General features: G+C 69.6%; 17 protein-coding genes, 2 tRNA genes and 1 other RNA gene. 7 read left to right on the plus strand and 13 right to left on the minus strand.

Translation table 11 applies throughout. The features are described from left to right. The first annotated feature begins 5 nt into the window (after positions 1-5). From C6Y44_RS16750 to C6Y44_RS16765, 4 genes are all read left to right on the plus strand, one after another. On the plus strand, positions 6-1,211 hold the full coding sequence (locus C6Y44_RS16750; protein ID WP_159417927.1) for a molybdopterin molybdotransferase MoeA: 1,206 nt from the start codon (positions 6-8) through the stop codon (positions 1,209-1,211). Continuing rightward, a complete protein-coding gene (moaCB, locus tag C6Y44_RS16755; RefSeq protein WP_159417926.1) occupies positions 1,208-2,206 on the plus strand; it encodes a bifunctional molybdenum cofactor biosynthesis protein MoaC/MoaB in 999 nt (332 codons plus the stop codon). Before C6Y44_RS16750 ends, moaCB begins: the two co-directional genes overlap by 4 nt. Then, positions 2,199-2,612, plus strand: a complete 414-nt coding sequence (locus C6Y44_RS16760) for a molybdenum cofactor biosynthesis protein MoaE (protein ID WP_120279800.1) — start codon at positions 2,199-2,201, stop codon at positions 2,610-2,612. Before moaCB ends, C6Y44_RS16760 begins: the two co-directional genes overlap by 8 nt. 224 nt (positions 2,613-2,836) lie before the next feature. Then, positions 2,837-4,258, plus strand: a complete 1,422-nt coding sequence (locus tag C6Y44_RS16765; protein WP_159417925.1) for a DEAD/DEAH box helicase — start codon at positions 2,837-2,839, stop codon at positions 4,256-4,258. Between the two features lie 48 nt (positions 4,259-4,306). On the opposite strand, the gene C6Y44_RS16770 is transcribed toward C6Y44_RS16765, so the two are convergent. From C6Y44_RS16770 to C6Y44_RS16780, 3 genes are all read right to left on the minus strand, one after another. Beyond that, positions 4,307-5,329, minus strand: coding sequence for a CobW family GTP-binding protein (locus C6Y44_RS16770; RefSeq protein WP_159417924.1), 1,023 nt, complete (start codon positions 5,327-5,329; stop codon positions 4,307-4,309). A 72-nt stretch (positions 5,330-5,401) separates the two neighbouring features. Then, entirely contained in the window at positions 5,402-6,037 is a 636-nt protein-coding gene (locus C6Y44_RS16775) for an MBL fold metallo-hydrolase (RefSeq protein WP_064060010.1), read from the minus strand. Then, entirely contained in the window at positions 6,034-7,119 is a 1,086-nt protein-coding gene (locus C6Y44_RS16780) for an S-(hydroxymethyl)mycothiol dehydrogenase (RefSeq protein WP_159417923.1), read from the minus strand. Before C6Y44_RS16780 ends, C6Y44_RS16775 begins: the two co-directional genes overlap by 4 nt. A gap of 332 nt (positions 7,120-7,451) precedes the next feature. Between C6Y44_RS16780 and C6Y44_RS16785 the strand changes: the two genes are divergently transcribed. After that, complete coding sequence (locus C6Y44_RS16785) at positions 7,452-9,236, plus strand: cutinase family protein (protein WP_159417922.1); 1,785 nt, start codon at positions 7,452-7,454, stop codon at positions 9,234-9,236. 39 nt (positions 9,237-9,275) lie between these two features. Here the strand turns inward: C6Y44_RS16785 and C6Y44_RS16790 are convergent, their stop codons facing one another. Continuing rightward, positions 9,276-10,553: a LuxR C-terminal-related transcriptional regulator gene (locus tag C6Y44_RS16790; RefSeq protein WP_192378493.1), complete on the minus strand. Its 1,278-nt coding sequence runs from the start codon at positions 10,551-10,553 to the stop codon at positions 9,276-9,278. A gap of 167 nt (positions 10,554-10,720) precedes the next feature. On the opposite strand from C6Y44_RS16790, the gene C6Y44_RS16795 reads away from it, so the two are divergent. Beyond that, positions 10,721-12,298, plus strand: coding sequence for an AMP-dependent synthetase/ligase (locus tag C6Y44_RS16795; RefSeq protein ID WP_159417920.1), 1,578 nt, complete (start codon positions 10,721-10,723; stop codon positions 12,296-12,298). Positions 12,299-12,387: 89 nt separating this feature from the next. Further along, positions 12,388-14,232 carry a siderophore-interacting protein gene (locus C6Y44_RS16800; RefSeq protein WP_159417919.1) on the plus strand — a complete coding sequence of 615 codons (1,845 nt, stop codon included), beginning with the start codon at positions 12,388-12,390 and terminating at the stop codon, positions 14,230-14,232. A gap of 100 nt (positions 14,233-14,332) precedes the next feature. Here C6Y44_RS16800 and C6Y44_RS16805 read toward each other — a convergent pair. From C6Y44_RS16805 to smpB, 9 genes are all read right to left on the minus strand, one after another. Further along, positions 14,333-14,405 (minus strand) — tRNA-Ala (locus tag C6Y44_RS16805). A gap of 73 nt (positions 14,406-14,478) precedes the next feature. Continuing rightward, positions 14,479-14,551, minus strand: a tRNA-Ala gene (locus tag C6Y44_RS16810). A gap of 145 nt (positions 14,552-14,696) precedes the next feature. Continuing rightward, on the minus strand, positions 14,697-15,446 hold the full coding sequence (locus C6Y44_RS16815) for a DsbA family protein (protein WP_120279807.1): 750 nt from the start codon (positions 15,444-15,446) through the stop codon (positions 14,697-14,699). A gap of 41 nt (positions 15,447-15,487) precedes the next feature. Continuing rightward, a complete protein-coding gene (locus C6Y44_RS16820) occupies positions 15,488-15,979 on the minus strand; it encodes a MauE/DoxX family redox-associated membrane protein (RefSeq protein ID WP_120279808.1) in 492 nt (163 codons plus the stop codon). Positions 15,980-16,005: 26 nt separating this feature from the next. Next, positions 16,006-17,223 carry an MFS transporter gene (locus tag C6Y44_RS16825; protein ID WP_174247012.1) on the minus strand — a complete coding sequence of 406 codons (1,218 nt, stop codon included), beginning with the start codon at positions 17,221-17,223 and terminating at the stop codon, positions 16,006-16,008. 60 nt (positions 17,224-17,283) lie between these two features. Continuing rightward, positions 17,284-18,912, minus strand: coding sequence for a phosphoglucomutase (alpha-D-glucose-1,6-bisphosphate-dependent) (pgm, locus tag C6Y44_RS16830; RefSeq protein WP_159417917.1), 1,629 nt, complete (start codon positions 18,910-18,912; stop codon positions 17,284-17,286). A 413-nt stretch (positions 18,913-19,325) separates the two neighbouring features. Continuing rightward, positions 19,326-19,694, minus strand: a transfer-messenger RNA (tmRNA) gene (gene ssrA / locus C6Y44_RS16835). A gap of 195 nt (positions 19,695-19,889) precedes the next feature. Further along, positions 19,890-20,747, minus strand: coding sequence for a DMT family transporter (locus C6Y44_RS16840; RefSeq protein WP_174247127.1), 858 nt, complete (start codon positions 20,745-20,747; stop codon positions 19,890-19,892). Beyond that, a complete protein-coding gene (gene smpB, locus C6Y44_RS16845; protein ID WP_024101458.1) occupies positions 20,744-21,220 on the minus strand; it encodes an SsrA-binding protein SmpB in 477 nt (158 codons plus the stop codon). The genes C6Y44_RS16840 and smpB overlap by 4 nt, the downstream gene beginning before the upstream one ends. Positions 21,221-21,223: the final 3 nt, after the last annotated feature.

Genomic DNA, 21,223 nt, shown 5'->3' on the forward strand with positions numbered 1-21,223 from the left:
GCGGCATGACGAGCGGCAGGCGGTCCGTGGAGGAACACGAACAGCACGTGGCGGCGTTGCTCGACCCGTTGCGGAAGAAGAGCCCGTTGCGTGTGCCGCTCGCGCACGCGCTGCACCGCACCCTCGCGGAGGACATCGAGTCGCCGCTGGACCTGCCGCCCTTCCGCAACTCCCAGATGGACGGCTACGCGGTCCGCGCCGGCGATCTCGCGTCGACCCCCACCGACCTGCCCGTCCAGGGCGTGCTGGCTGCGGGCGACACCGTCGCGGCACTCGAACCGGGACACGCGCTGAAGATCATGACGGGCGCGCCCGTCCCGGACGGCGCCGACGCCGTCGTCCCGGTCGAGGACACCCGTGCGACCACTCCCGACTCGGACGGCGTCGGCACGGTAACCGTGGAGCGCAGCGTCACGCCCGGCACCTATGTGCGTGAGGCGGGAACCGATGTCCGCAAGGGCGATCTGCTGCTTCCCGCGGGCACGGTCCTCGCTGCCCGTCACATCGCCGCGCTCGCCGCCGTCGGCCTGACCTCGATCCCCGTCCGCGCACGACCGCGGGTCGCGATCATCTCGACCGGCAGCGAACTCGTCACCGCAGGGAGCGAACTCGGGCCGGGCCAGATCTTCAACTCGAACGGACCGGCGCTGGCCGCGAGCGCGTCGGCCAACGGTGCCGACGTCGTGACCATCGACCACTGCCACGACGATCCGGAGGAGTTCGTGACGATGCTCGAACACGCCGTGGGCGTCGCCGACGTCGTGTTCACCTCGGGCGGAGTGTCGAAAGGCGACTTCGAGGTCGTGAAGGACACGCTCGCGCCGCGGGGCGGGCAGTTCGTCTCGGTGGCGATGCAGCCGGGCGGCCCTCAGGGCACCGCCGTGGTCGACGGCGTGCCGATCCTGACCTTCCCCGGCAATCCCGTCAGCGCGCTCGTCTCGTTCGAGGTGTTCGCGCGACCTGCACTGCGGGCCGCCGCCGGCTATCCGCCCGTCGTGTGCGAGAGCCTGCCGCTCACCGAGGATCTCACGTCGATCCCGGGACGCCGGCAGTTCCTGCGCGGGCGACTCGACGAGAACGGGGTGACCCCCTTCCGCGGGCACGGGTCGCATCTCGTCGCCGGACTCGCCGCCGCCGACGTGCTCCTCGACATCCCCGCCGACACCACCTCCCTCGAAGCCGGAGACCTCGTGAAAGTACGGATCCTGTGACCGACCTCAGCCACCTGGACGACCAGGGACGCGCCCGCATGGTGGACGTCTCCTCGAAGACCGACACCACACGGATCGCCGTGGCGGCAGGCGAACTCGTCACCACTCCCGAGGTGGTCGCGCTCGTCCGCGCCGACGACATGCCCAAGGCCGACGTCCTGGCCACGGCCCGCATCGCCGGCATCGCGGCGGCGAAACGCACCTGGGAGCTCATCCCCCTGTGCCACCAGCTGGCGCTGTCGTCGGTGAAGGTGATGTTCGACTTCACCGACACCTCGATCACGATCGAGGCCACCGCGAAGACCAAGGGCCCGACCGGAGTCGAGATGGAGGCGCTCACCGCGGTCGCCGTCGCCGGCCTGACCCTGCACGACATGGTCAAGGCCGTGGATCCGGCCGCCGTTCTCGACGGTGTGCGGTTGATCTCGAAGGAGGGCGGCAAGCGCGGCCACTGGACCCGCGACGACGCACCCGGCCGGGACGAGACCACCGGCACCGACGAACAGCCCGTGGAGGAGACCGGACGCTCCGCCGCGGTGGTCGTCGCGTCGACCGGTGTCGCCGCGGGCACCCGCGAGGACCGCACCGGACCGCTCATCCGGTCGTGGCTCGAGGACAAGGGATTCACGGTCCGCGGCCCCCTCGTCCACGCGGACGCCGACATCGCCGCAGGTCTCGCCGACGCGGTCCGCCCCGGCCCTGCCCTGGTCGTCACGACCGGCGGAACCGGGGCGTCGCCGACCGACGCGACCCCCGAAGCGACTCTCGCCCTGCTCGATCGTGAACTGCCCGGCATCGCGGAGTCGATCCGGCAGCGCGGACTCGAGGTCACCCCGCACGCCGTGCTCTCGCGCGGCGTCGCCGGTCTCGTCGGCCACACGGTCGTCGTGAACCTGCCCGGCTCGCCCGGCGGGGTGAAGGACGGTCTCGCCGCCCTCGACCCGATCCTCGACCATCTGTTGGCACAAGTCGCAGGAGGCGGCGCTCATGAGTGAACTACTGGCCCGGATCTCCTCGGAGCCGCTCGATCCCGCAGCGGTGGACGCCGCGGTGGCAGGCGCCGAACACGGTGCGGTGGTGCTCTTCACCGGTGTCGTCCGCAATCACGACGGTGGACAGTCGGTGACCGCGCTGCAGTACCAGGCCCACCCGGATGCCGAAGCGTTCCTGCGGCGGTGCTGCGAGGACGTCGCGATGAAGTCCGGGCTCCCGGTCGCGGCGGTGCACCGAGTGGGCGATCTCACCATCGGCGATCTCGCGCTGGTCGCGGCGGTCGCCGCCCCGCACCGCGCCGAAGCCTTCGCCACCTGCGCCGAACTGGTGGAACGTATCAAGGCCGAGGTGCCGATCTGGAAGCGTCAGCACTTCACCGAGGGCGCCTCGGAATGGGTGGGTCTGTAGTCACATCAGGGGACCGACGCACCCCGTGCGGTAGGGTGACATGGTTCGGGCGTCACGACGACGCCCACCGTCGTGGGATACCGGCGGCCCGGGATCGTGCCCGGCCCGCACGCACAGATGCAGTACGCACAGATGCACCGGCCTTCCTTGCGGCGATCGCACAGCACCACGGGCACACGGCCCGTCGAGTGCACACACGCCGCATCGAAAGGCAGCGCTGTTCCATGACCACATCATTTTCCGATCTCGGGGTGCCCCGCCCGCTCGTCGCCACGCTGAACGACGCCGGGATCACCAGCCCCTTCCCCATCCAGGTGGACACCCTCCCCGACACCCTCGCCGGTCGCGACGTGCTCGGACGCGGACGTACGGGTAGCGGTAAGACCCTGGCCTTCTCGATCCCGCTCGCTGCTCGCCTCGCCGGGCGGAGCACCCGGGCGGCCGGCCGTCCGCGCGGCCTGATCCTGGCTCCCACCCGCGAGTTGGCGACCCAGATCGCCGCGGCCATCGAACCGCTCGCGCATTCGTCCGGCCTGAAGGTCACCACGATCTTCGGTGGCGTGTCGCAGAAGCGCCAGGTCGAGGCCCTCCGTCGCGGCGTCGACATCGTCATCGCCTGCCCGGGCCGCCTCGAGGACCTCATGCGCCAGAAGTTCGTCGTGCTCGACGACATCGAGGTCACCGTGCTCGACGAGGCCGATCACATGGCCGACCTCGGCTTCCTGCCCGGCGTCACCCGCATCCTCACGGCGACGCCGAAAGACGGCCAGCGCCTGCTGTTCTCGGCCACCCTGGACAACGGCGTCGACAAGCTCGTCAAGCGGTTCCTGAAGAACCCGGTCATGCACTCGGTCGACGAGGCCACCTCCCCCGTCGCCGCGATGACCCACCACGTCTTCGACGTCGCGGGCATGGATGCGAAGAAGGACCTCGTCCGCGCCCTCGCCTCGGGTACCGGTCGCCGAATCCTGTTCATGCGCACCAAGCATCAGGCCCGCAAGCTCGCCAAGCAGCTCACCGACTCCGGCATCCCGGCGGTGGACCTGCACGGCAATCTCTCCCAGAACGCCCGCGACCGCAATCTCGCCGCGTTCTCGTCGGGTGAGGCCCGGGTGCTCGTGGCGACGGACGTCGCCGCACGCGGTGTCCACGTCGACGACGTCGAACTCGTCGTGCACGTCGATCCCCCGGCCGAGCACAAGGCGTACCTGCACCGCTCCGGTCGCACGGCCCGCGCCGGCAGCACCGGCGACGTCGTCACCGTCGTCCTGCCCGACCAGCGCCGGGATCTCGCGGCCATCATGCGCAAGGCCGCCATCGACGTCACCCCCGTCAAGGTGACGGCGGATTCCGAGCACGTGCTGAAGCTCGTCGGCGAGATCGCGCCGTACGTCGCGCCGGCCCCGAAGCAGGCTGCCGCGCCGTCGCGTCCGCAGCGCAACGGTGGTAGCCGCCGTTCGTCGGCTCCCCGCCAGGGCTCCGGTTCGGGTCAGCGTTCCTCGTCGAGCGGACAGCGTTCCGCCGGTGGTCAGCGATCCTCCGGTGGGCAGCGCGCGGCCGGCGGCCAGCGTTCGGCCGGTCAGGGCGCTGCAGCTGCCACCGGTGGCCGTCGTCGCCCCCAGCGCCGTACCTCCGCCGCTCGCTGAGCCGAAGGGCCGGCCTCCCGCGTCAGCCGGGTGAATCGGCCTTCCGCCTCAGCGGGGCGTGAATCGGTGTATCGCGTACATCGCGTCCGCGGACACCGGTTCGGTCGGCACACAGCGGCGTAGGCGCTCGCGTACGTCGTCGGAGTCCAGATCGGCACCGATGACGACGAGTTGCGTCCCGTCGGGCACGTCGTCGCCGCGACCCGCCGGTTCGAACCGGATGTGGTCGCCGACGGTGTGCAACAGATAGGTGCCGGTGTCCAATCCGGCAGCAACTCGCACGTATCCCTTGATACGGAACACCCCCGCGGGCTGGTTCTCGAGAAAATCCACCAGCACGCGGGGGTGCAGTGCATCTGCGGACTCGAAGGTGATCGCGTCGTAGCCGTCGTGCAGATGGGTGTGCTCGTGGTCGTTCTGCTCGTAGAGCAACTGGTCGAGGGTGAGCTGCTCCCCCGGCTGCGGCCCCGGCCGCTCCGGGATGTCGAACAGCAACGCCGGGTCGATGCGACCGTGGTCGGTCGAGACGACGGCGGCGCGGGAGTTGAGCCGGCACAGGCGGGTCAGCAGATCGTCGTGGGCGTCGCCGTCGATCCGGTCGGTCTTGTTGAGCAGCACCAGATCGGCGAGCGCCACGTGCTGTTCGAGTTCGGGATGCTGCTCCGCGGTCGCGTCGAACTCCACCGCGTCGACGACCAGGACGAGGCCACCGTAGGAGACGTATTCGTTCTCCGAGCCGGCGACGAGCCGGATCATGTTGCGGGGCTCGGCGAGTCCGCTCGCCTCGACGACGATCACGTCGAGATCGGACGAGCGGTGGGCGAGCTTGTCGAGCATCGCATCCATGTCGCTGACATCGACTGCGCAGCACAGACATCCGTTGCTCAGCGAGACCATCGAGTCGACCTGCCCCGCCACCATCATCGAATCGATGTTGACGGAACCGAAGTCGTTGACGATCACGCCGATCCGCGCACCCCGGGTGTTGCGCAGCAGATGGTTGAGCAGCGTCGTCTTCCCCGCGCCGAGAAATCCGGCCACCACGATCACCGGGATCTGCTTCTTCGCCATGATGGTGAGACTAGTCGTGCGCTCGTGCGCGGTTCCGGCGGCGATCGCCACCGGAACCGCGCACCGGCGGCGTCAGCTACCGCGCTTGATCCACTCCTCGAGATGCGGCGACTCGGTGCCGATCGTGGTCCCGTCGCCGTGCCCGGTGTGCACCTTCGTCTCCGCGGGCAGGACGAACAGCTTCTCGCGGATCGACCCGATGATGGTCGGGAAATCCGAGAACGAGCGGCCCGTCGCGCCCGGCCCGCCGGAGAACAGGGTGTCGCCGGTGAACAGCTCACCCGCCTCCGGCAGGTACAGGCAGGTCGAGCCCGGCGAGTGACCCGGGGTGGCGATCGCCTGGATGTCGGTGCCGGCCACACGGATCCGCTCCCCGTCCTCGAGCGTGCCGTGCGCGACGCCCGGGTGGGTCATCTCCCACAGCACGTCGTCGGCCGGGTTGAGCAGGATCGGCGCGTCGAGCTTCTCGGACAGTTCCGGCGCCACGGTGATGTGGTCGTTGTGCGCGTGCGTGCACACGATCGCCACGACCTTCCGCCCACCGACGGCGTCGATGATCGGCTGCGCGGTGTGCGCGGCGTCGATCACGACTACCTCGGAGTCGTCGCCGACGAGCCAGATGTTGTTGTCGACCTCCCATTCACCGCCGTCGAGCGCGAAGGTGCCCGACGTGACGACCCGGTCGACGCGGATCGGCGAGGTGCTCACAAGACCACCACCGAACGGAGGACCTCACCGCGGTGCATCGTCTCGAACGCCTTCTCGACGTCGTCGATGCCGATGCGCTCGGTGACGAACTTCTCGAGCGGCAGGCGTCCCTGCTGGTACAGGTCGACGTAGGTCGGGAAGTCGCGCTCGGGCAGGCAGTCGCCGTACCACGAGCTCTTGAGCGAGCCGCCGTGCGAGAAGAAGTCGATGAGCGGCATCTCGAGGGTCATGTCCGGGGTGGGCACGCCGACGAGGACGACGGTGCCGGCGAGGTCGCGCGCGTAGAAGGCCTGCTTGTAGGTCTCCGGGCGGCCCACGGCCTCGATGACGACGTCGGCGCCGAAACCGTTGGTCAGTTCCTTGATGGCCTCGACCGCGTCGGCCGAGGTCGAGTTGACGGTGTGGGTGGCGCCGAGGTCGGTGGCCCACTCGAGCTTCTTGTCGTCGCGGTCGACGGCGATGATCGTGCCGGCGCCCGCCAGGCGCGCACCCATGATCGCGGCGTCGCCGACACCGCCGCAGCCGATGACGGCGACGGACTGGCCGCGGGTGACCCCGCCGGTGTTCACGGCGGCACCGAGACCGGCCATGACACCGCAGCCGAGCAGGCCGACGACGGCCGGATCGGCGCTCGGGTCGACCTTGGTGCACTGGCCGGCGTGGACGAGGGTCTTGTCGGCGAACGCGCCGATGCCCAGCGCCGGGGAGAGCTCGGTGCCGTCCTCGAGCGTCATCTTCTGCGTGGCGTTGAAGGTGTCGAAGCAGTACTGCGGCTGGCCGCGCTTGCAGGCGCGACACTGGCCGCACACCGCGCGCCAGTTCAGGACGACGAAGTCGCCGACGGCAACCGAGTCGACGCCCTCACCGACGGACTCGACGACACCGGCGGCCTCGTGGCCGAGCAGGAACGGGAATTCGTCGTTGATGCCGCCCTCGCGGTAGTGCAGATCGGTGTGGCACACGCCGCACGCGGCGATCGCGACGACGACCTCACCGGGTCCGGGATCGGGGATCACGATGGGCACGACCTCGACGGGCGCTCCCTTCGAGCGAGCGACGACTCCGCGGACTGTTTGCGACATGGTGTCTCCGTTTCGTGATGCGACCGGCAGTGTCCGGTGTTTCCGACTTCCGGTGATTCCGACCCTAGCCACTCCCGCGGCGCTCTGCTCCTGATCGTTCGGCGGGCCCGACCCGGCCGAACGGCCAGGCGCTGAGCGGCGAACTCGAATTGTCCGATTAACGCATTTCCCTTGGATTTTGCGACTCGACGCTCGGGCGGCATTTCTCCGTCGCCACCTCGGGAAACTCGTGTCGATGTAACGCCGCGAGCGACCTTCACGAAATCCGTTACGACCCGCCGCACTTCGGCGGGCCGGCAATTCCTCGGTCAGAAACGGATTGGTAGAGGCCCATGGCACTTCGAAAGTCGCTGTCGCGTCGGCGGATTCTCGCCGGCGTCTTCGCCCCCACCGCGCTCGGAGTCGTGGCAGCGGCCGCGATCGTGCTTCCGCAACAGGACACCCCCACCGTTGCCGACCCGTATCTCGCCGGCCTGGCGAAGACCACCGAATGTCACGACATGGTCAGCCTGGGCATCGGTGGTCGCGGCGACATCCCTCGCGACGAGTCGAAGATGCTCGTCGACGAGAACGGCAACCGCCTTCCTGCCGCCCAGCAGGGCGCCTACAGCAGCCACTGGGTCGAGCCGGTCATCAGCGCACCGCTCGAGAACCACGAGGCCGGCGAGGGCTACGCCGCCATCTACATCGAGTACCCGGCCGACCTCGCCAGCTACGAGAACGCCGTGAACAAGGGTGCCGAGAACACCATCGAGGTCATGAAGGCCATCCGGCGGTCCTGCCCGGACACCCAGTTCGCCATCGTCGGCTTCAGCGAGGGCGCCGACGTCGCGCGCCGTGCCGCGATGGAGATCGGTGCGCAGGAGCAGGGCGAGGACGGTTCCTGGGACATCATCGATCCCGGTGCCGTCAGCGGCGTGGTCATCCTCTCCGACGCAGGCCGCGAGGCCGGAGAAGGCTTCTTCCCCGGCGCGGAGAACGGCGCGAACCCCGACGGCTTCGATCGCCCCTACCAGCCGGGCGGCGACCCCGTCCCGGGCCGCGGCGTCCTCCCCGACACGAACGGCGGTTTCGGTCATCTCGCCGGCAAGGTCGCGTCGTTCTGCTCCGAGGGCGACTTCACGTGCTCGGCACCCCAGAACATCGCGCTGATCGAACTGCTCGCGAACGTGGGCCGTCAGGTCAACGGCGACGCCCTGGAACGCGAGGGTCTCACCCCCGCGACCGGCGCCGACCTGGCCCAGGTCGTCGGCCGGGTCGCGCTGCTCGCCCTCGCCGACATCTCGGCGAATCCGGACTGGATGCGGTCCGACGAGACCTTCCTCGAGGTGCTGATCAAGGTCTCCGACCCGAGCTACGATCCCGCCGCCGCCCGCCCCACCACGCCTGTGGCTGCCGACGCCGACTCCGGCGCCACCGGTGGTGAGGACGGTGCCGAGGCGCCCATCCCCGCAGAGCGTCTGTCGAACCTCGCGTACCTGCCGGAGAAGATCGTCAAGGAGGTCGTCGGGTTCATCCGGAGCAACGAGAACACCCTCGCGGTGGTGCTCGCCGACCCGTACGACCAGACCTTCGGCTACAACGAAGAGACCCGAGACCACTACGGTCACCACTTCGACTACTGGGACGACGACATCGACGGCAAGGGCACGTCCACCGTCGAGTACGCCGCCGCTTGGCTCGAGCACCTGGCCCGCGAGGCCAAGGAGGGCAAGAAGGTGGATCCGAAGAAGGTCGACCAGGCCGCGGTGCTCATGATCGCCGAGGAGACGGCGAAGGCCGAGACCGCCGAGGCGTCCACCACGCCGGGGACCTCGCCGTCCTCGACCGTGACCGACGATGCGACGGTCGCCGACAGCAGCGTGCCCGCCCCCGTCGACGGCGCCCCGGCTCCCGCAGGCGACCCCGCTGCACCGGTGGCCCCGCCGGCACCCGAAGCGGGCGTGGCAGCCACGCCCACCCCGGTGACCACCACGGCTCCGGTCCCCACCCCGTCGGAGACCACGACTCCGGCCACGGGCGAGACCACCACGGGCGCCGGGTCGACCACCTCCTCCGGAACGCCCACGACGACCGTCGCCCCGACGACGACCACGTCGCCGGCACCGGCCGCCTGACCGTCCTCGACGGGCCACCCGACGACCGAGAACTCGGCGTCAGCCCGCGGCGCGGACCCCGGCCTCTGCACCGAGAGCCGCAGCCTCACCGCGAGTGCTGACGCCGAGTTTTCGTAGTACGCCGGCCACGTGGAACTTCACCGTCGACTCGCTCACGCCGAGGCGTTCGGCAATGACGCGGTTGCGCCGTCCGGCCACGAGATGTTCGAGGACCTCGATCTCCCGGGGCGCGAGCGCGGCGAGCGCATCGAGCGCGGGGCCGTCCGTCGCGGCGATCGGCAGGTCGAGCGGGAAGCTCATCGCGATCCGTGTCCCCCAACCGGGCGTCGACTCGGATTCGATTCCACCACCGAGGGTTTCGACGCGGTCGCGGAGCTGGCGTTCGAGTTCGACGACGTCGATCTCGCCGTGGCCGTCGTCGCGCACGTCCACCAGCAGGGTCGAGTCGTCGCAGGTCCACGCGACGCGCACCCGCGTCGCGTCGGCCTGACCGGACATCGCCAGCACCGCGCCCCGGGCGATCGCGCGGGCCGCGTGTGCGACCTCGCCGGGCAGTCCCCGTCCACCCACTGGCGGAGCGACCATCTGCAGGTCGAGCGGACGGTGCCGCACCAGATCGCGCAGCTCGCCGTGGAGTCGGGCGAACGCGGTGGTCAGCGCCTCCTCCGCGAGTTCGCGGTGCAGGTCCACCGCCGATCGCAGGCCGATCAGGGCCTCGGTCGCCGTCTCCCGCGCCGTGGTCCGGGCACGGGTGTCGTCGAGATCCTTCGACCGCAGGGTCGCGAGGATCGTCTCGAGGGTCACGGCATGGGATTCGGTGAGCTCGGCGACGGTGCGGGCCCGTTCCGCGGAGGCGGCCCGCGATTCCGCGAGATAGGCCGGGCTGGCGGTGTGCACCTGCAACCGGATGCCGGTGGCGACCACGCCGAATGCCGCCCGCACGAGATCGAGGGCCGCGGAGGTGGCCCGGCCCCCGCGCGGCACGAGCACCAGGAGCGTGTCGGTGCCGTCGAGGATCGCGCACACCTCACGATCGCGACCGGCGAGACGGAAGCTGCCGCGGCGGATCTCCCCCGCGGCGAGTTCGTTCCGCACCCGATCCAGCTCGGCGATGGTCACCCGGTCGACGATCGACGGGTCGCCGGCCACCTTCCGCGGCCGGCCGGTGCATTCCCTCGTGAAGATCACCAGGGCGCTGTGCGGAGCGAGGTCGTCGACATAGGTGGAGAATCGCTGCGCGATCTCCGCGAGCGGACCGGTGAGGACGTCGCGCAGCTCGGCGATCAGGACCTCAGGGCGACGGGCAGCGGGACTCACGTGCCCACGATATCGGCGTCCACCTGCGCCCTCCCGGAGGAGCCCCGGCCCCAGCCGACGCGTGCATCGCGTACTGCGCCACTTCGGCCCCTCGGACCCCGACCGGCGGTAACATTCCGACCACTGGGGCGACTTCGATTCCTCGTCCGTGGGAGGTGCTGCGAACAGTGGCGGACCCCCGCTCGACGACGGGCACCGCGACCGCGATCGACGGTCGCGACGGGTTCCCCGCGACCGTGCCCGGTCTGCTGCTCGACCGGGTGTCCCGCTCCCCCGACTCCGTCGCCTACCTGCGTCCGGACGGTGAACGGTGGCGACCTTCGACGTGGACGGACGTACGACGGGAGGTCTTCGACCTCGCGGCGGGACTGATCGGCCGGGGTGTGGAAGCCGGATCGCGGGTCGCGATCTGCGCGACGACCTGTTATCGGACCGTCGTCGCCGACCTCGCGATCGCGTGCGCGGGCGGTGCCACCGTCCCGATCTACCCGGCGACCCGCGACGACGAGGTGCGGTCGCAGATCCGGCGTGCGCACGCCGTCCTCACCGTCGCCGACCGGCCCGTCGCCGTCACCGACATCCTGGGCATCGACGGACTCGACGAGCTCGCCGCCGAAGGTCGTCGTCTGCTGCGCACCGACCCCGACGTCGTCGAGCGACGGATCGCTGCGCTGTCCCCGGACGACGAGGCCGCGCTGATCTACACGGCGTGCGAGGACGGCCGCACCAAGGGCGCGTGCCTGACCCACCGAGGCACGACCTACGGTGCCCGTGCCATCGCGCAGACCGGCATGATCTCCTCGTCCGACCGTCAGTTGCTGTGGTTGCCGCTCGCGCACGTCTTCGGGCGGTCGTTGCTGCTCATGGCCATGCACACAGGTGTGAGCACCGCCGTCGACGGTCGCGCCGACCGGGTCACCGCGAATCTGCGGACGGTCCGGCCGACCTTCCTGGGATCGGTCCCGCACGTGCTCGAGAAGGTCGCCCGGCTGGAACGGGACGAGCTCGGAGGTCGGCTCCGCTTCGTCATCTCCGGATCGGCGCGGCTGTCCGAGGCGGTCGCCCGGCGGTTCGAGCAACTCGGTGTACCGGTGCTCGAGTGTTACGGAATCACGGAGACGTCGGGACCGTCGTGCGCGAACCTGCTCGGCGCGCACCGCCCCGGCACGGTCGGCCGGCCGCTGCGCGGCACGGAGGTCCGGATCGCCGATACCGGCGAACTCCTCATCCGGAGTCCCGGAGTGATGACCGGGTACCACGACGATCCCGCGGAGAGCGCCGCCGCGCTCGACGCCGACGGCTGGTTCCACACGGGCGATCTCGCCGAGATCGACGCCGACGGATTCGTCGTCGTGACCGGTCACCGCAAGGACACCTTCAAGACCAGCACCGGAAAGTACGTCGGCCCCACCGCGCTCGCCGACCGCTGGCGGCGGGTGTGTCCGGGCAGCGAACTCGTCGTGGCCGGGGAGCTGCGCCCGTACTGCGTCGGCCTCGTGTTCACCACCGCGCCGGAGTCGGTCGTCGCGGCCGCGCTGGAGCAGCTCGACGCCCGCTCGGATCCGTGGGAACGCATCCGTCGTTTCGTCACGGTGAGCGCGCCGCCGGAGGCCGACGATCTCGACCCGACCGGGCGTCCGATCCGGGATCGCGTGCTCGCCCGGTACGCCCGTCTCGTCGACGAGATGTACGCGAACGGTCGTCGCGCGGGCCAGGACGGGTCGCGGCAGTCGAATGCCGTCTGAAGTAAGGTTCGCCTAAACGCAGGTCACCGCGCGGCCGGAAAGACCGGTCGTTCCGCCGTCCACGATCCCCTGCCGAGGAGAACGCACCCATGGCCCGTAGTCTTCGCCCCATCGAGGTCTTCCCGATCACCACCCGGTACCTGAAGGTGCTCCGCGTGACGGACGTGAGCCCCGGGATGCGGCGGGTGACCCTCGGGGGCGAACAGTTGCAGGCGCACGTCGCGTCGAACGGATTCCCGGTGGAGGCGTTCCGGTCCGACGGTGTGGACGACGAGTTCAAGTTGATGTTCAAGCATCCCGAACTCGACGAGGCCCTCGGCCCCACCCAGGCCGACGGCGTGGTGAACTGGCCGCGCGATCCGAAGCTGCTCATGCGCACCTACACCGTCCGGCGCTGGGATCCGGTCGCCGGCGAGATCGACGTGGACTTCGTGCGCCACGGCGTGGGTCCCGCGTCGAGCTGGTCGTACCGTGCGGAGCCCGGTGAGACGATCCAGATCGCCGGACCGAAGTCGTCGGCCGGACACCCGCAGGGCGTGGACTGGACGCTCGTGGCGGGCGACGAGACGGCGCTGCCTGCCATCGGGCGCTGGCTCGAGAACTGGCCCGCGGGTGCACGCGGCCGGATCTTCGTCGAGATCGCCGACGACTCGCATCGGCAGGATCTTCCCGTTCCCGACGGGGTGGAGCTGACCTGGCTGAGCCGCGACGGCGCCGAGCCGGGCACGACGACCCTGTTGTTCGATGCCCTCCGGGCCGCCGAGTGGTGGGAGGGCACGGTCTTCGCGTGGGTGGCCGGTGAGGCCCTCACGCTCACCCCCATCCGGCGGTGGCTGCGGAACGAGAAGGGTCTGCCCAAGGAACAGGTGGAGGTCACCGGATACTGGCGTCGTCAGGAGGTCTCGGTCTCGGAAACCGACGCCTCCCTGCCCGATTTCGAGGCGACCGAGGACGAACGCGACCGCTTCGACGAACTGGCCGAGATCGCACCGGGTTTCGCGCTGCGGGTCGCAGCGACCATCGGACTGGCGACGGCCTTCGACGCGTCGCCGCGCACCCTCGACGAGCTCGTGGCCAAGACCGGGACCGACCGCACCGGTCTGGGCAAACTGCTCCGTTATCTCGTCGCCGTGGGGGTGGCCGAGGATCTCGGCGAGGGCCGGTTCCGGCTCACCGGCGTCGGCCGTGAACTCGAGGACGACCACCACATCGAGGAACTGCGACTCGACGGTGTGCACGCGCAGCGGGAACTGGCAGGCATGCTCGCGCTCCTCGCCGCCGTCCGCACGGGTCGCGGGGACGACGCGCAGCGGTTCGGGAAGAGCTTCGCGCAGCGCGTCGCGGACGACACCGCTCTGCTGACGGACCGGTACGAGCAGGAGGCCGAGATGGCCGTCTACTTCGCCGGTGCCCTCGCGGCGAAGGTGCCTTCTGACGTGTCGACGATCGTGGTCTCCGGTGAGGCGGCCGGTTCCTATGCCCACGCCCTCGTCACGGCGAATCGGTCGGCACGGGCGACCGTGGTGGCCGCGCCGTCGGAGATCAAGGTCCTGCGTCGCGTCCACGGCGAGCACGAGCGCGTCGGCTATACGCCGGGCAGCATGCTCGAAGCCCGGCCCGAGCCGGTTGACGCGGTGCTGCTGAGCGGGCGGTTGAACGAACTGCCCGAGGCCGACGCCGTGCACGTGCTGCAGCAGGCGGCGGCCGGACTGAAGCCGGGCGGCCGGATCCTCGTCTTCGGCAATGTGCTCGACGACGTCGCCCGTGAGCACGACTACGAGGACGATCTCATCGACTTCGCACTCACCGGTGGCGGTGGTCGTACGCACGAGGACCACGTGGCACTGTTCGAGGCGGCCGGCCTCGCGGAACCCGAGCGCACGACGGTGGGCTGGGGCATGACGCTGTACACGTCCACCAGCTCGGCGGGCTGAGATCGTGAGAATGCAGCGGCCTCGCGACGCACGGGGCCGCTGCAGAACGACGAGAAGAGCTGCTGCGAGGAGTTTCCCGCGAGGAATGTCTTCCGAAGGGTGGAGCTAAGGGGACTCGAACCCCTGACCCCCACACTGCCAGTGTGGTGCGCTACCAGCTGCGCCATAGCCCCTTGCACGGCCCTGACGGGGACCGCCACCGAAGACTACAGGCGAGAGCGTGAACTCCCGCCTGTAGCGATCTTGTGGAGCTAAGGGGACTCGAACCCCTGACCCCCACACTGCCAGTGTGGTGCGCTACCAGCTGCGCCATAGCCCCGTATTCGGTTGTACCGTCGCGCTCCGGTGACCCCTTCGCGCTGAAAGAAAACTACACCATCGCGCTCGACGCCAACAAATCGGCTGGTAGACGGCGTGACTGTGGCGGGGGCACGCACCGTGTGCGGCCCCCGCCACCGCTCCGTCTATCCGACGAGTTCGGTCACCCAGTTCTCGTTGCCGAGGGCGTCGATGACGGTTCCCTCGTACACGACGGCCGGAGTGCCGGCCGCTCCGGTCGTCGCGAGCAGCCGGCGTCCCGCCTCCGCGTCGGCCGAGGCCTGCTCGATCCGGGCGCCGTCGGTGATGCACTGCGCGACGTCCTCGGAGGCACCCGCGTCGCGCGCCATCTGCGCGAGACCCGCGTTGTCGATGTCACCGTCGCCACCCTCGGCCGGCTGGTTGTCGGGCGACAGCAACGCGTCGTGGAATGCGGAGAACGCGCGGGCGTCCCCGCTCTCGGCGACGCACTGTGCCGCCGCCACCGCGCGGGTCGAGTAGTCGCCGCTGCTCGACGCCCGGTCGAGGAAGGCGAGCATCCGGTACCGGATCGCCAGCTGCCCGTCGTCGATCGCCTGGGCGAGCTCCTGTGAGTGCTTGTGTTCGAGTTCGGCGCAGTACGGGCACAGCGGGTCTTCGAACAGGTCGATGGTCCGCGGGGCGTCGGGGCGGCCCAGCAGGATCGCACCGTCGTCCTCGATAGACACCTCCACCGCGGCGTTCTGCACGGAGCCGTAACCGTCGTTGCGGGGATCGCCGCTACCCGACGACCACAGGACACCACCGACGACGAGCGCACCGATCACCAGGATCGCGATGCCGCCGAGAATGTAGGTGAACCTGTTCGACGTCGGCTCCGGTGTGTACTTGCCGGATGAGACCTTCTTCGCGCTCACGGATGCTGCCCTCTACTGCTCGTCGATGGGGAAGGACGATCTCACTCTGCCATCGACGGCTGAGGGGTCGCTGAGAGGGCAGCCCGTGAACCCGGACCGAGCGCGAACCAGGTGCGCGGCCGGACGACCAGCCATATCGACATCGCCAGGAAGCCGACGTCGCGGGCGATCTCGATCGCGTAGTCGCGGCCGTCGACGCCCTCGACCACACCTCCTCCCCCGAAACAGCCGCAATCGATCGACAGGCCGCGCGCCCACGCCGAGGCGATCGCGGCGACGAGCGCGACCAGCCCCAGCGCGCTGACGAGCGCTGCGGAGCGCGTCGCGAGACCCACGAGCAGGATCGACCCCAGGGCCAGTTCGAGAACGGGGAAGACGGCGGCGAACGGCCGCACCCAGTCGGTAGGGAAAATCTGGTACGCCCGTACCGCCACGACGGTCTGCGTCGGATCCGAGAACTTCACCCAACCGGAGACGAGCCACACCGCCGCCAGACCGTATCGGGCGAGCGTGGAGACGAGACCGACCCACATACCGGCGACAGTACCGCTCGGTCGCCTCACCGCGCCGTGTCGTCGGTCACCGGCGTCGCTTGCTCCGCGACGCGGGGCCGTCCGACGACGAACCACGGCAGCGTCGCCGCGAGCATGATCACGCCCGTGACCGCGAAGGCCGTCGAGTACGACAACCGGTCCGCGAGGAAGCCGGCGGCGACCGGGCCGATCACCGCGCCGACATCGGCGACCATCTGGAAGGCCGCGAGCACCGGCCCACCTCGAGCCTTACTGCCCACGACGTCGGCGACGGCGGCCTGCTGCGAGGGGTTCGACAGCCCGGACCCCATACCCGCCACGAACGAGGTGATGAGGAACCAGACGACGCTCTCGGTGAATCCCATCGCGATCGTGCTGACCCCGCACACCACCAGACCGGCCAGGACGAAGGGTCGCCGCCCGAACCGGTCGGACAGCTTGCCCGACTTGATGAGGACGAGAGCGTTGCCCACAGCGAAGGCGGTCAGCGCGACACCCGCGAACGCCTCACCCTCGTCGAGCGCCTCGACGACGAACAGCGGCACCATCGCCACGCGGACCCCGAACACCACCCAGCCGTTGGCGAAGTTCGATCCCAGCGCCGCGCGGTAGACCGGCGAGCGCAGCGCGTCGCGCAGGCGCATGACGGGCACGCCGTCCCCGCTGTCGGGACGGGCGAGCTCCGACGACCGCAGGCTGATCCCCACGACCGAGGCCGCCACGAGCAGCGCCACGGCGTAGATGAGAAAGGGTGCGCGCAGCCCCAGTCCGATCAGGGCACCACCGAAGAGCGGGCCGAGGATGTTGCCCATGAGGAAGCTGGTCGCGTACAGACCGGAGACGCGCCCGCGGGCGTCGGGGGGTGCGATCCGCACGAGCAGGCCGAGCGCCGACACCGTGAACATCGTCGACCCGATGCCGCCGAGGGCACGGAAGACGAGCAGCTGCCAGTAGCTCGCCGCGAATGCACATGCGCCCGTCGACAGGGCGACGATGAGCAGGCCCGTGATGTAGACGGGCCGCTCCCCCAGCTTCTGCACCAGCGACCCGCTCGCGGGCGCGAAGAGCAGTCGCATCGCGGCGAACGACGACACGACGACCGTCGCCGCCGTCACACCGACGTCGAAGCTGCGCGCGAATTGGGGCAGCGCGGGAGCGACGAGACCGAAGCCGAGCGCGATCACGAAACTCGCGACGACCAGAACCCAGATTTCCCGCGGCAACGCCGCGTCACGTGTCCGCATGATGCCCACGATGTTAGCGAGGCGCACGACCTCGCCCGGCCGCACGGTAGGCGAGCAGGCTCAGGACAGGACGGACGAGACGAGTTCGCGTGCCGCCTGCTGGACCTCGGCGAGATGGTCGGGGCCGCGGAACGATTCGGCGTAGATCTTGTAGACGTCCTCGGTTCCGGAGGGGCGGGCGGCGAACCACGCGTTCTCGGTGGTGACCTTGAGACCACCGATCGCAGCACCGTTGCCGGGGGCCGCGGTGAGCGTCGCGGTGATCGGTTCGCCGGCGAGTTCGGTGGCGCCGACCTGCTCGGGCGACAGCTTCGACAGCACCGCCTTCTGCTCGCGCGTCGCCGGCGCGTCCACGCGCGCGTAGGCGGGGTCGCCGTACCGGTCGACGAGTTCGGCGTAGTAGCGGGACGGGCTCTTCTCCGTCACCGCGGTGATCTCCGCCGCGAGCAGGGCGAGGACGATGCCGTCCTTGTCGGTGGTCCACACCGAGCCGTCGCGCCGAAGGAAGGACGCACCGGCGCTCTCCTCCCCGCCGAAGCCCAGCGAACCGTCGCTCAGGCCGGGGACGAACCATTTGAAGCCGACCGGCACCTCGAGCAGGTCGCGGCCGAGGCCGGCGGCGACCCGGTCGATCATCGACGAACTCACGAGCGTCTTGCCCACCTTGCTCGATTCCACCCAGCCGGGGCGGTTGCGGAACAGGTAGTCGATCGCGACGGCGAGATAGTGGTTCGGGTTGAGCAGACCGGCGTCGGGGGTGACGATGCCGTGCCGGTCGGCGTCGGCATCGTTTCCGGTCGCGAGGTCGTAGGCCTCGCGGTTGCCGATCAGCGACGCCATGGCGTTCGGCGACGAGCAGTCCATGCGAATCTTCCCGTCGGTGTCGAGCGTCATGAACCGCCAGGTGGCGTCGACGAGCGGATTGACGACGGTGAGGTCGAGGGCGTGCCGTTCGGCGATCTCGCCCCAGTAGTCGACGCTCGCACCACCCATCGGGTCGGCGCCGATCCGTACCCCGGCAGCGCGGACGACGTCGAGATCGACGATGTTCGGCAGATCGTCGATGTAGGCGGCGAGGAAGTCGTGTCGTCCGGCGGACGCGAGGGCCGAGGAGAGCGGCACCCGCTTCACCCCGCCGAGTCCGGCGGCGAGCAGTTCGTTGGCGCGGGCGGCGATGACCGACGTCGCGTCGCTGTCGGCCGGACCACCCGACGGCGGGTTGTACTTGAAGCCACCGTCGCGCGGAGGATTGTGCGAGGGGGTGACGACGATCCCGTCGGCGCGGGCACCGGAGCCGGAATTGTGCTGCAGGATCGCGTGACTGACGGCCGGGGTCGGGGTGTAGCGGTCGCGGGAGTCGACGACCACCTCGACGCCGTTCGCGACGAGCACTTCGAGCGCGCTCGCCCAGGCCGGTTCGGACAGGGCGTGCGTGTCGCGGCCGAGGAACAGCGGGCCCGAAGTGCCCTGCTGGGCGCGATATTCGACGATCGCCTGAGTGGTCGCGAGGATGTGGGCTTCGTTGAACGCACCGTCGAGGCTCGAGCCGCGATGACCGGACGTGCCGAAAGCCACCTGCTGCGAGGCGTTCTCGGGATCCGGTTGCACGGTGTAGTAGGCGGTGACAAGGTGTGCGAGATCTTCGAGATCCGCCGCGGTGGCCGGCTGTCCCGCTCGTTCGTGCGCCATGTGCTCTCCTCGTCGATGGTGGTGTTCTCATCTTGCCGCCGATCCGCGGCACGCGCGGGATGAGTACCCCGATCCGCGCGTCGATACGGATAACGGACGAAAAGGTCATCACGGTCGTGGGACCAAAGTTTCTGACTCGAAAGTAGTATTGGTACCTCACAATTAGGTGAGCTAACTTCAGTGAACGAAATGAAGACGATGCCGGGGAGGACATTCCTTCGTTTCGCTCTCGCTGTTTCGGCGCCGTCTCCGACGTCTCCGGGACCGACAGCGACCGTGCCCGTCGTCGAGAACACTCACACCCTGAGTCTCGACGGCGGGCACTGCCGTTTCCAGGACACTGCCGATCAGGCTCACCCGAACAACAAGAAACCCGGGTAGGTGATCGATGGTCGATCTCCTACCCGGGTCGATGGTGGAGCTGCCGGGAATCGAACCCGGGTCCTCCGCCGCCTCGCGAGGGCTTCTCCGTGTGCAGTTCGCTATGTCTCTACTCGGATCTCCCGTTCTCGCGAACAAGACGAGATGACGATCCCAGTCGCTGTTTGTTGTCCCGTACGACTCCGCGACCGAGCCGGACGGTAGAGCTCTCTAGTCGATGCCAGGATCCGGGTCGAGAGCAAACCCGGGCTGACAGAGACGCGCTCGCTTAGGCAGCGAGGGCGTACTCGCGCTGAGTGGACTCGGCGCTTAATTGGTTGCAGCGACGCTTACGGTGGTCTCTTGCCTGCACCGACACGCTTCCCCTTGCTCAACGTACGCAGTCGAAACCGTTCAGCCCCGTACGCACCTGCGACCTTCGCAGGACTACCTACTGTAACGACCCGAGGGCCCGATGTCATTCCCATTTCCGGAAACGATTCGCGGCGGGGTCATGAGCCTGCTCACACCGCCACTCACCAGCCGCGGAACCGCGTCGGGGTCACCCGGACGGGCACGGAGTTCCGTGCCTCGTGTTCTTCCTCATCCCGGAGGGATCAGCCGGGCAGGCTGACGAGTGCGACGGCAAGGCCGGCTGCGAGCAGGCCGAGCAGTTTCACCCGGCTCACCCGTTCACCGAGCACGATGACGGCGAGCAGGACCGTCACCGCCGGATACAGCGCCGCGATCACGCTCACCAGCGACAGCAGGCCGTGCTGGTAGGCGAACAGCAGTGCACCGTTCGCGATCACGTCGATCGCACCGATCCCGATCAGGATCGGCAGGAGCGACCGGATCGGCCACACCACGGTGCGCCACGAGAAGGCGATCACGAGCCAGACCACGAGGGTGGCGGTCGCGCGCGAGGCGGCGAGCGGCCACAGTCCGGTGCCGGTCTCGACCTGACCGAGGCCGACGAACGACAATGCGAAGGCGATGCCCGATCCGACCGTCCACCACGCGATCCTCGACGTGAAGCGCGGGTGTCCGACACCGGTGACGGTCTCGTCGGATTCGCGGCTGACCAGCCCCACCGCGATCACCGCGACGACGATGCCGAGATAGGCGAGCAGACCGGGCCGGTCCCCCGTCGCGATGCCGACGAACACGGGGATCCCGGCCACGACGACGGCGGTGACCGGTGAGACGACCGACATCGGCCCGTTCGCCAGCGCGAGATAGAACCACCAGACGGCGATGCCGCCGGCCACGCCCGCCGCGGCACCCCACGCGAGGGAGGCCGCGGTGAGGTCGCCACCGACGACCGACGCGGCGATCAGGGACACGACGAGCGAGACCGGGTAGGTGACGGCGACGACGCCGAGCGCGCTCGCGCGCCGGGAAGCGGCACCCCCGGCGAAATCGCTGAGGCCGTAACCGACCGCCGCAAGCAGCGCGAGCGCGACCGCGATCAGCGGCTCATGCCCTTCACCCGCCGGCCGAGCTCGCGGGTCACCTCACGTTCGGCGGTCCGGCGGGCGAGATCCTGACGCTTGTCGTAGTCCTGCTTGCCCTTGGCGAGCGCGAGCTCGACCTTGACCTTGCCGTCGGAGAAGTACATCGACAGCGGCACGAGGGTCTGGTTGCCCTCCCGGGTCTTGCCGACGAGCGCGTCGATCTCCCGGCGGTGCAGCAGCAGCTTGCGGGTGCGGCGCGGAGCGTGGTTGGTCCACGTGCCGTGCCCGTATTCCGGAATGTGCAGACCCCGCAACCACACCTCGCCGTCGTCGACGGTCGCGAACGCGTCGACCAGGGAGGCCTTGCCCTCCCGCAGGCTCTTGACCTCGGTACCGACGAGGGCGATGCCCGCCTCGTAGGTGTCGAGGATGGTGTAGTTGTGGCGCGCCTTCCGGTTGGTCGCGATGACCTTCCGGCCCTTTTCCTTCACGTG

It is taken from the genome of Rhodococcus rhodochrous (assembly GCF_014854695.1).
In the GTDB taxonomy this organism is placed as follows: Bacteria; Actinomycetota; Actinomycetes; order Mycobacteriales; family Mycobacteriaceae; genus Rhodococcus.

Bases quoted from the DNA above. Each gene is read 5' to 3' on its own strand.
- C6Y44_RS16750 (WP_159417927.1), top strand. From the start codon at position 6: ATGACGAGCGGCAGGCGGTCCGTGGAGGAACACGAACAGCACGTGGCG.
- C6Y44_RS16760 (WP_120279800.1), top strand. From the start codon at position 2,199: ATGAGTGAACTACTGGCCCGGATCTCCTCGGAGCCGCTCGATCCCGCA.
- C6Y44_RS16765 (WP_159417925.1), top strand. From the start codon at position 2,837: ATGACCACATCATTTTCCGATCTCGGGGTGCCCCGCCCGCTCGTCGCC.
- C6Y44_RS16770 (WP_159417924.1), bottom strand. From the start codon at position 5,329: ATGGCGAAGAAGCAGATCCCGGTGATCGTGGTGGCCGGATTTCTCGGC.
- C6Y44_RS16780 (WP_159417923.1), bottom strand. From the start codon at position 7,119: ATGTCGCAAACAGTCCGCGGAGTCGTCGCTCGCTCGAAGGGAGCGCCC.
- C6Y44_RS16785 (WP_159417922.1), top strand. From the start codon at position 7,452: ATGGCACTTCGAAAGTCGCTGTCGCGTCGGCGGATTCTCGCCGGCGTC.
- C6Y44_RS16800 (WP_159417919.1), top strand. From the start codon at position 12,388: ATGGCCCGTAGTCTTCGCCCCATCGAGGTCTTCCCGATCACCACCCGG.
- C6Y44_RS16820 (WP_120279808.1), bottom strand. From the start codon at position 15,979: ATGTGGGTCGGTCTCGTCTCCACGCTCGCCCGATACGGTCTGGCGGCG.
- C6Y44_RS16825 (WP_174247012.1), bottom strand. From the start codon at position 17,223: ATGCGGACACGTGACGCGGCGTTGCCGCGGGAAATCTGGGTTCTGGTC.
- pgm (WP_159417917.1), bottom strand. From the start codon at position 18,912: ATGGCGCACGAACGAGCGGGACAGCCGGCCACCGCGGCGGATCTCGAA.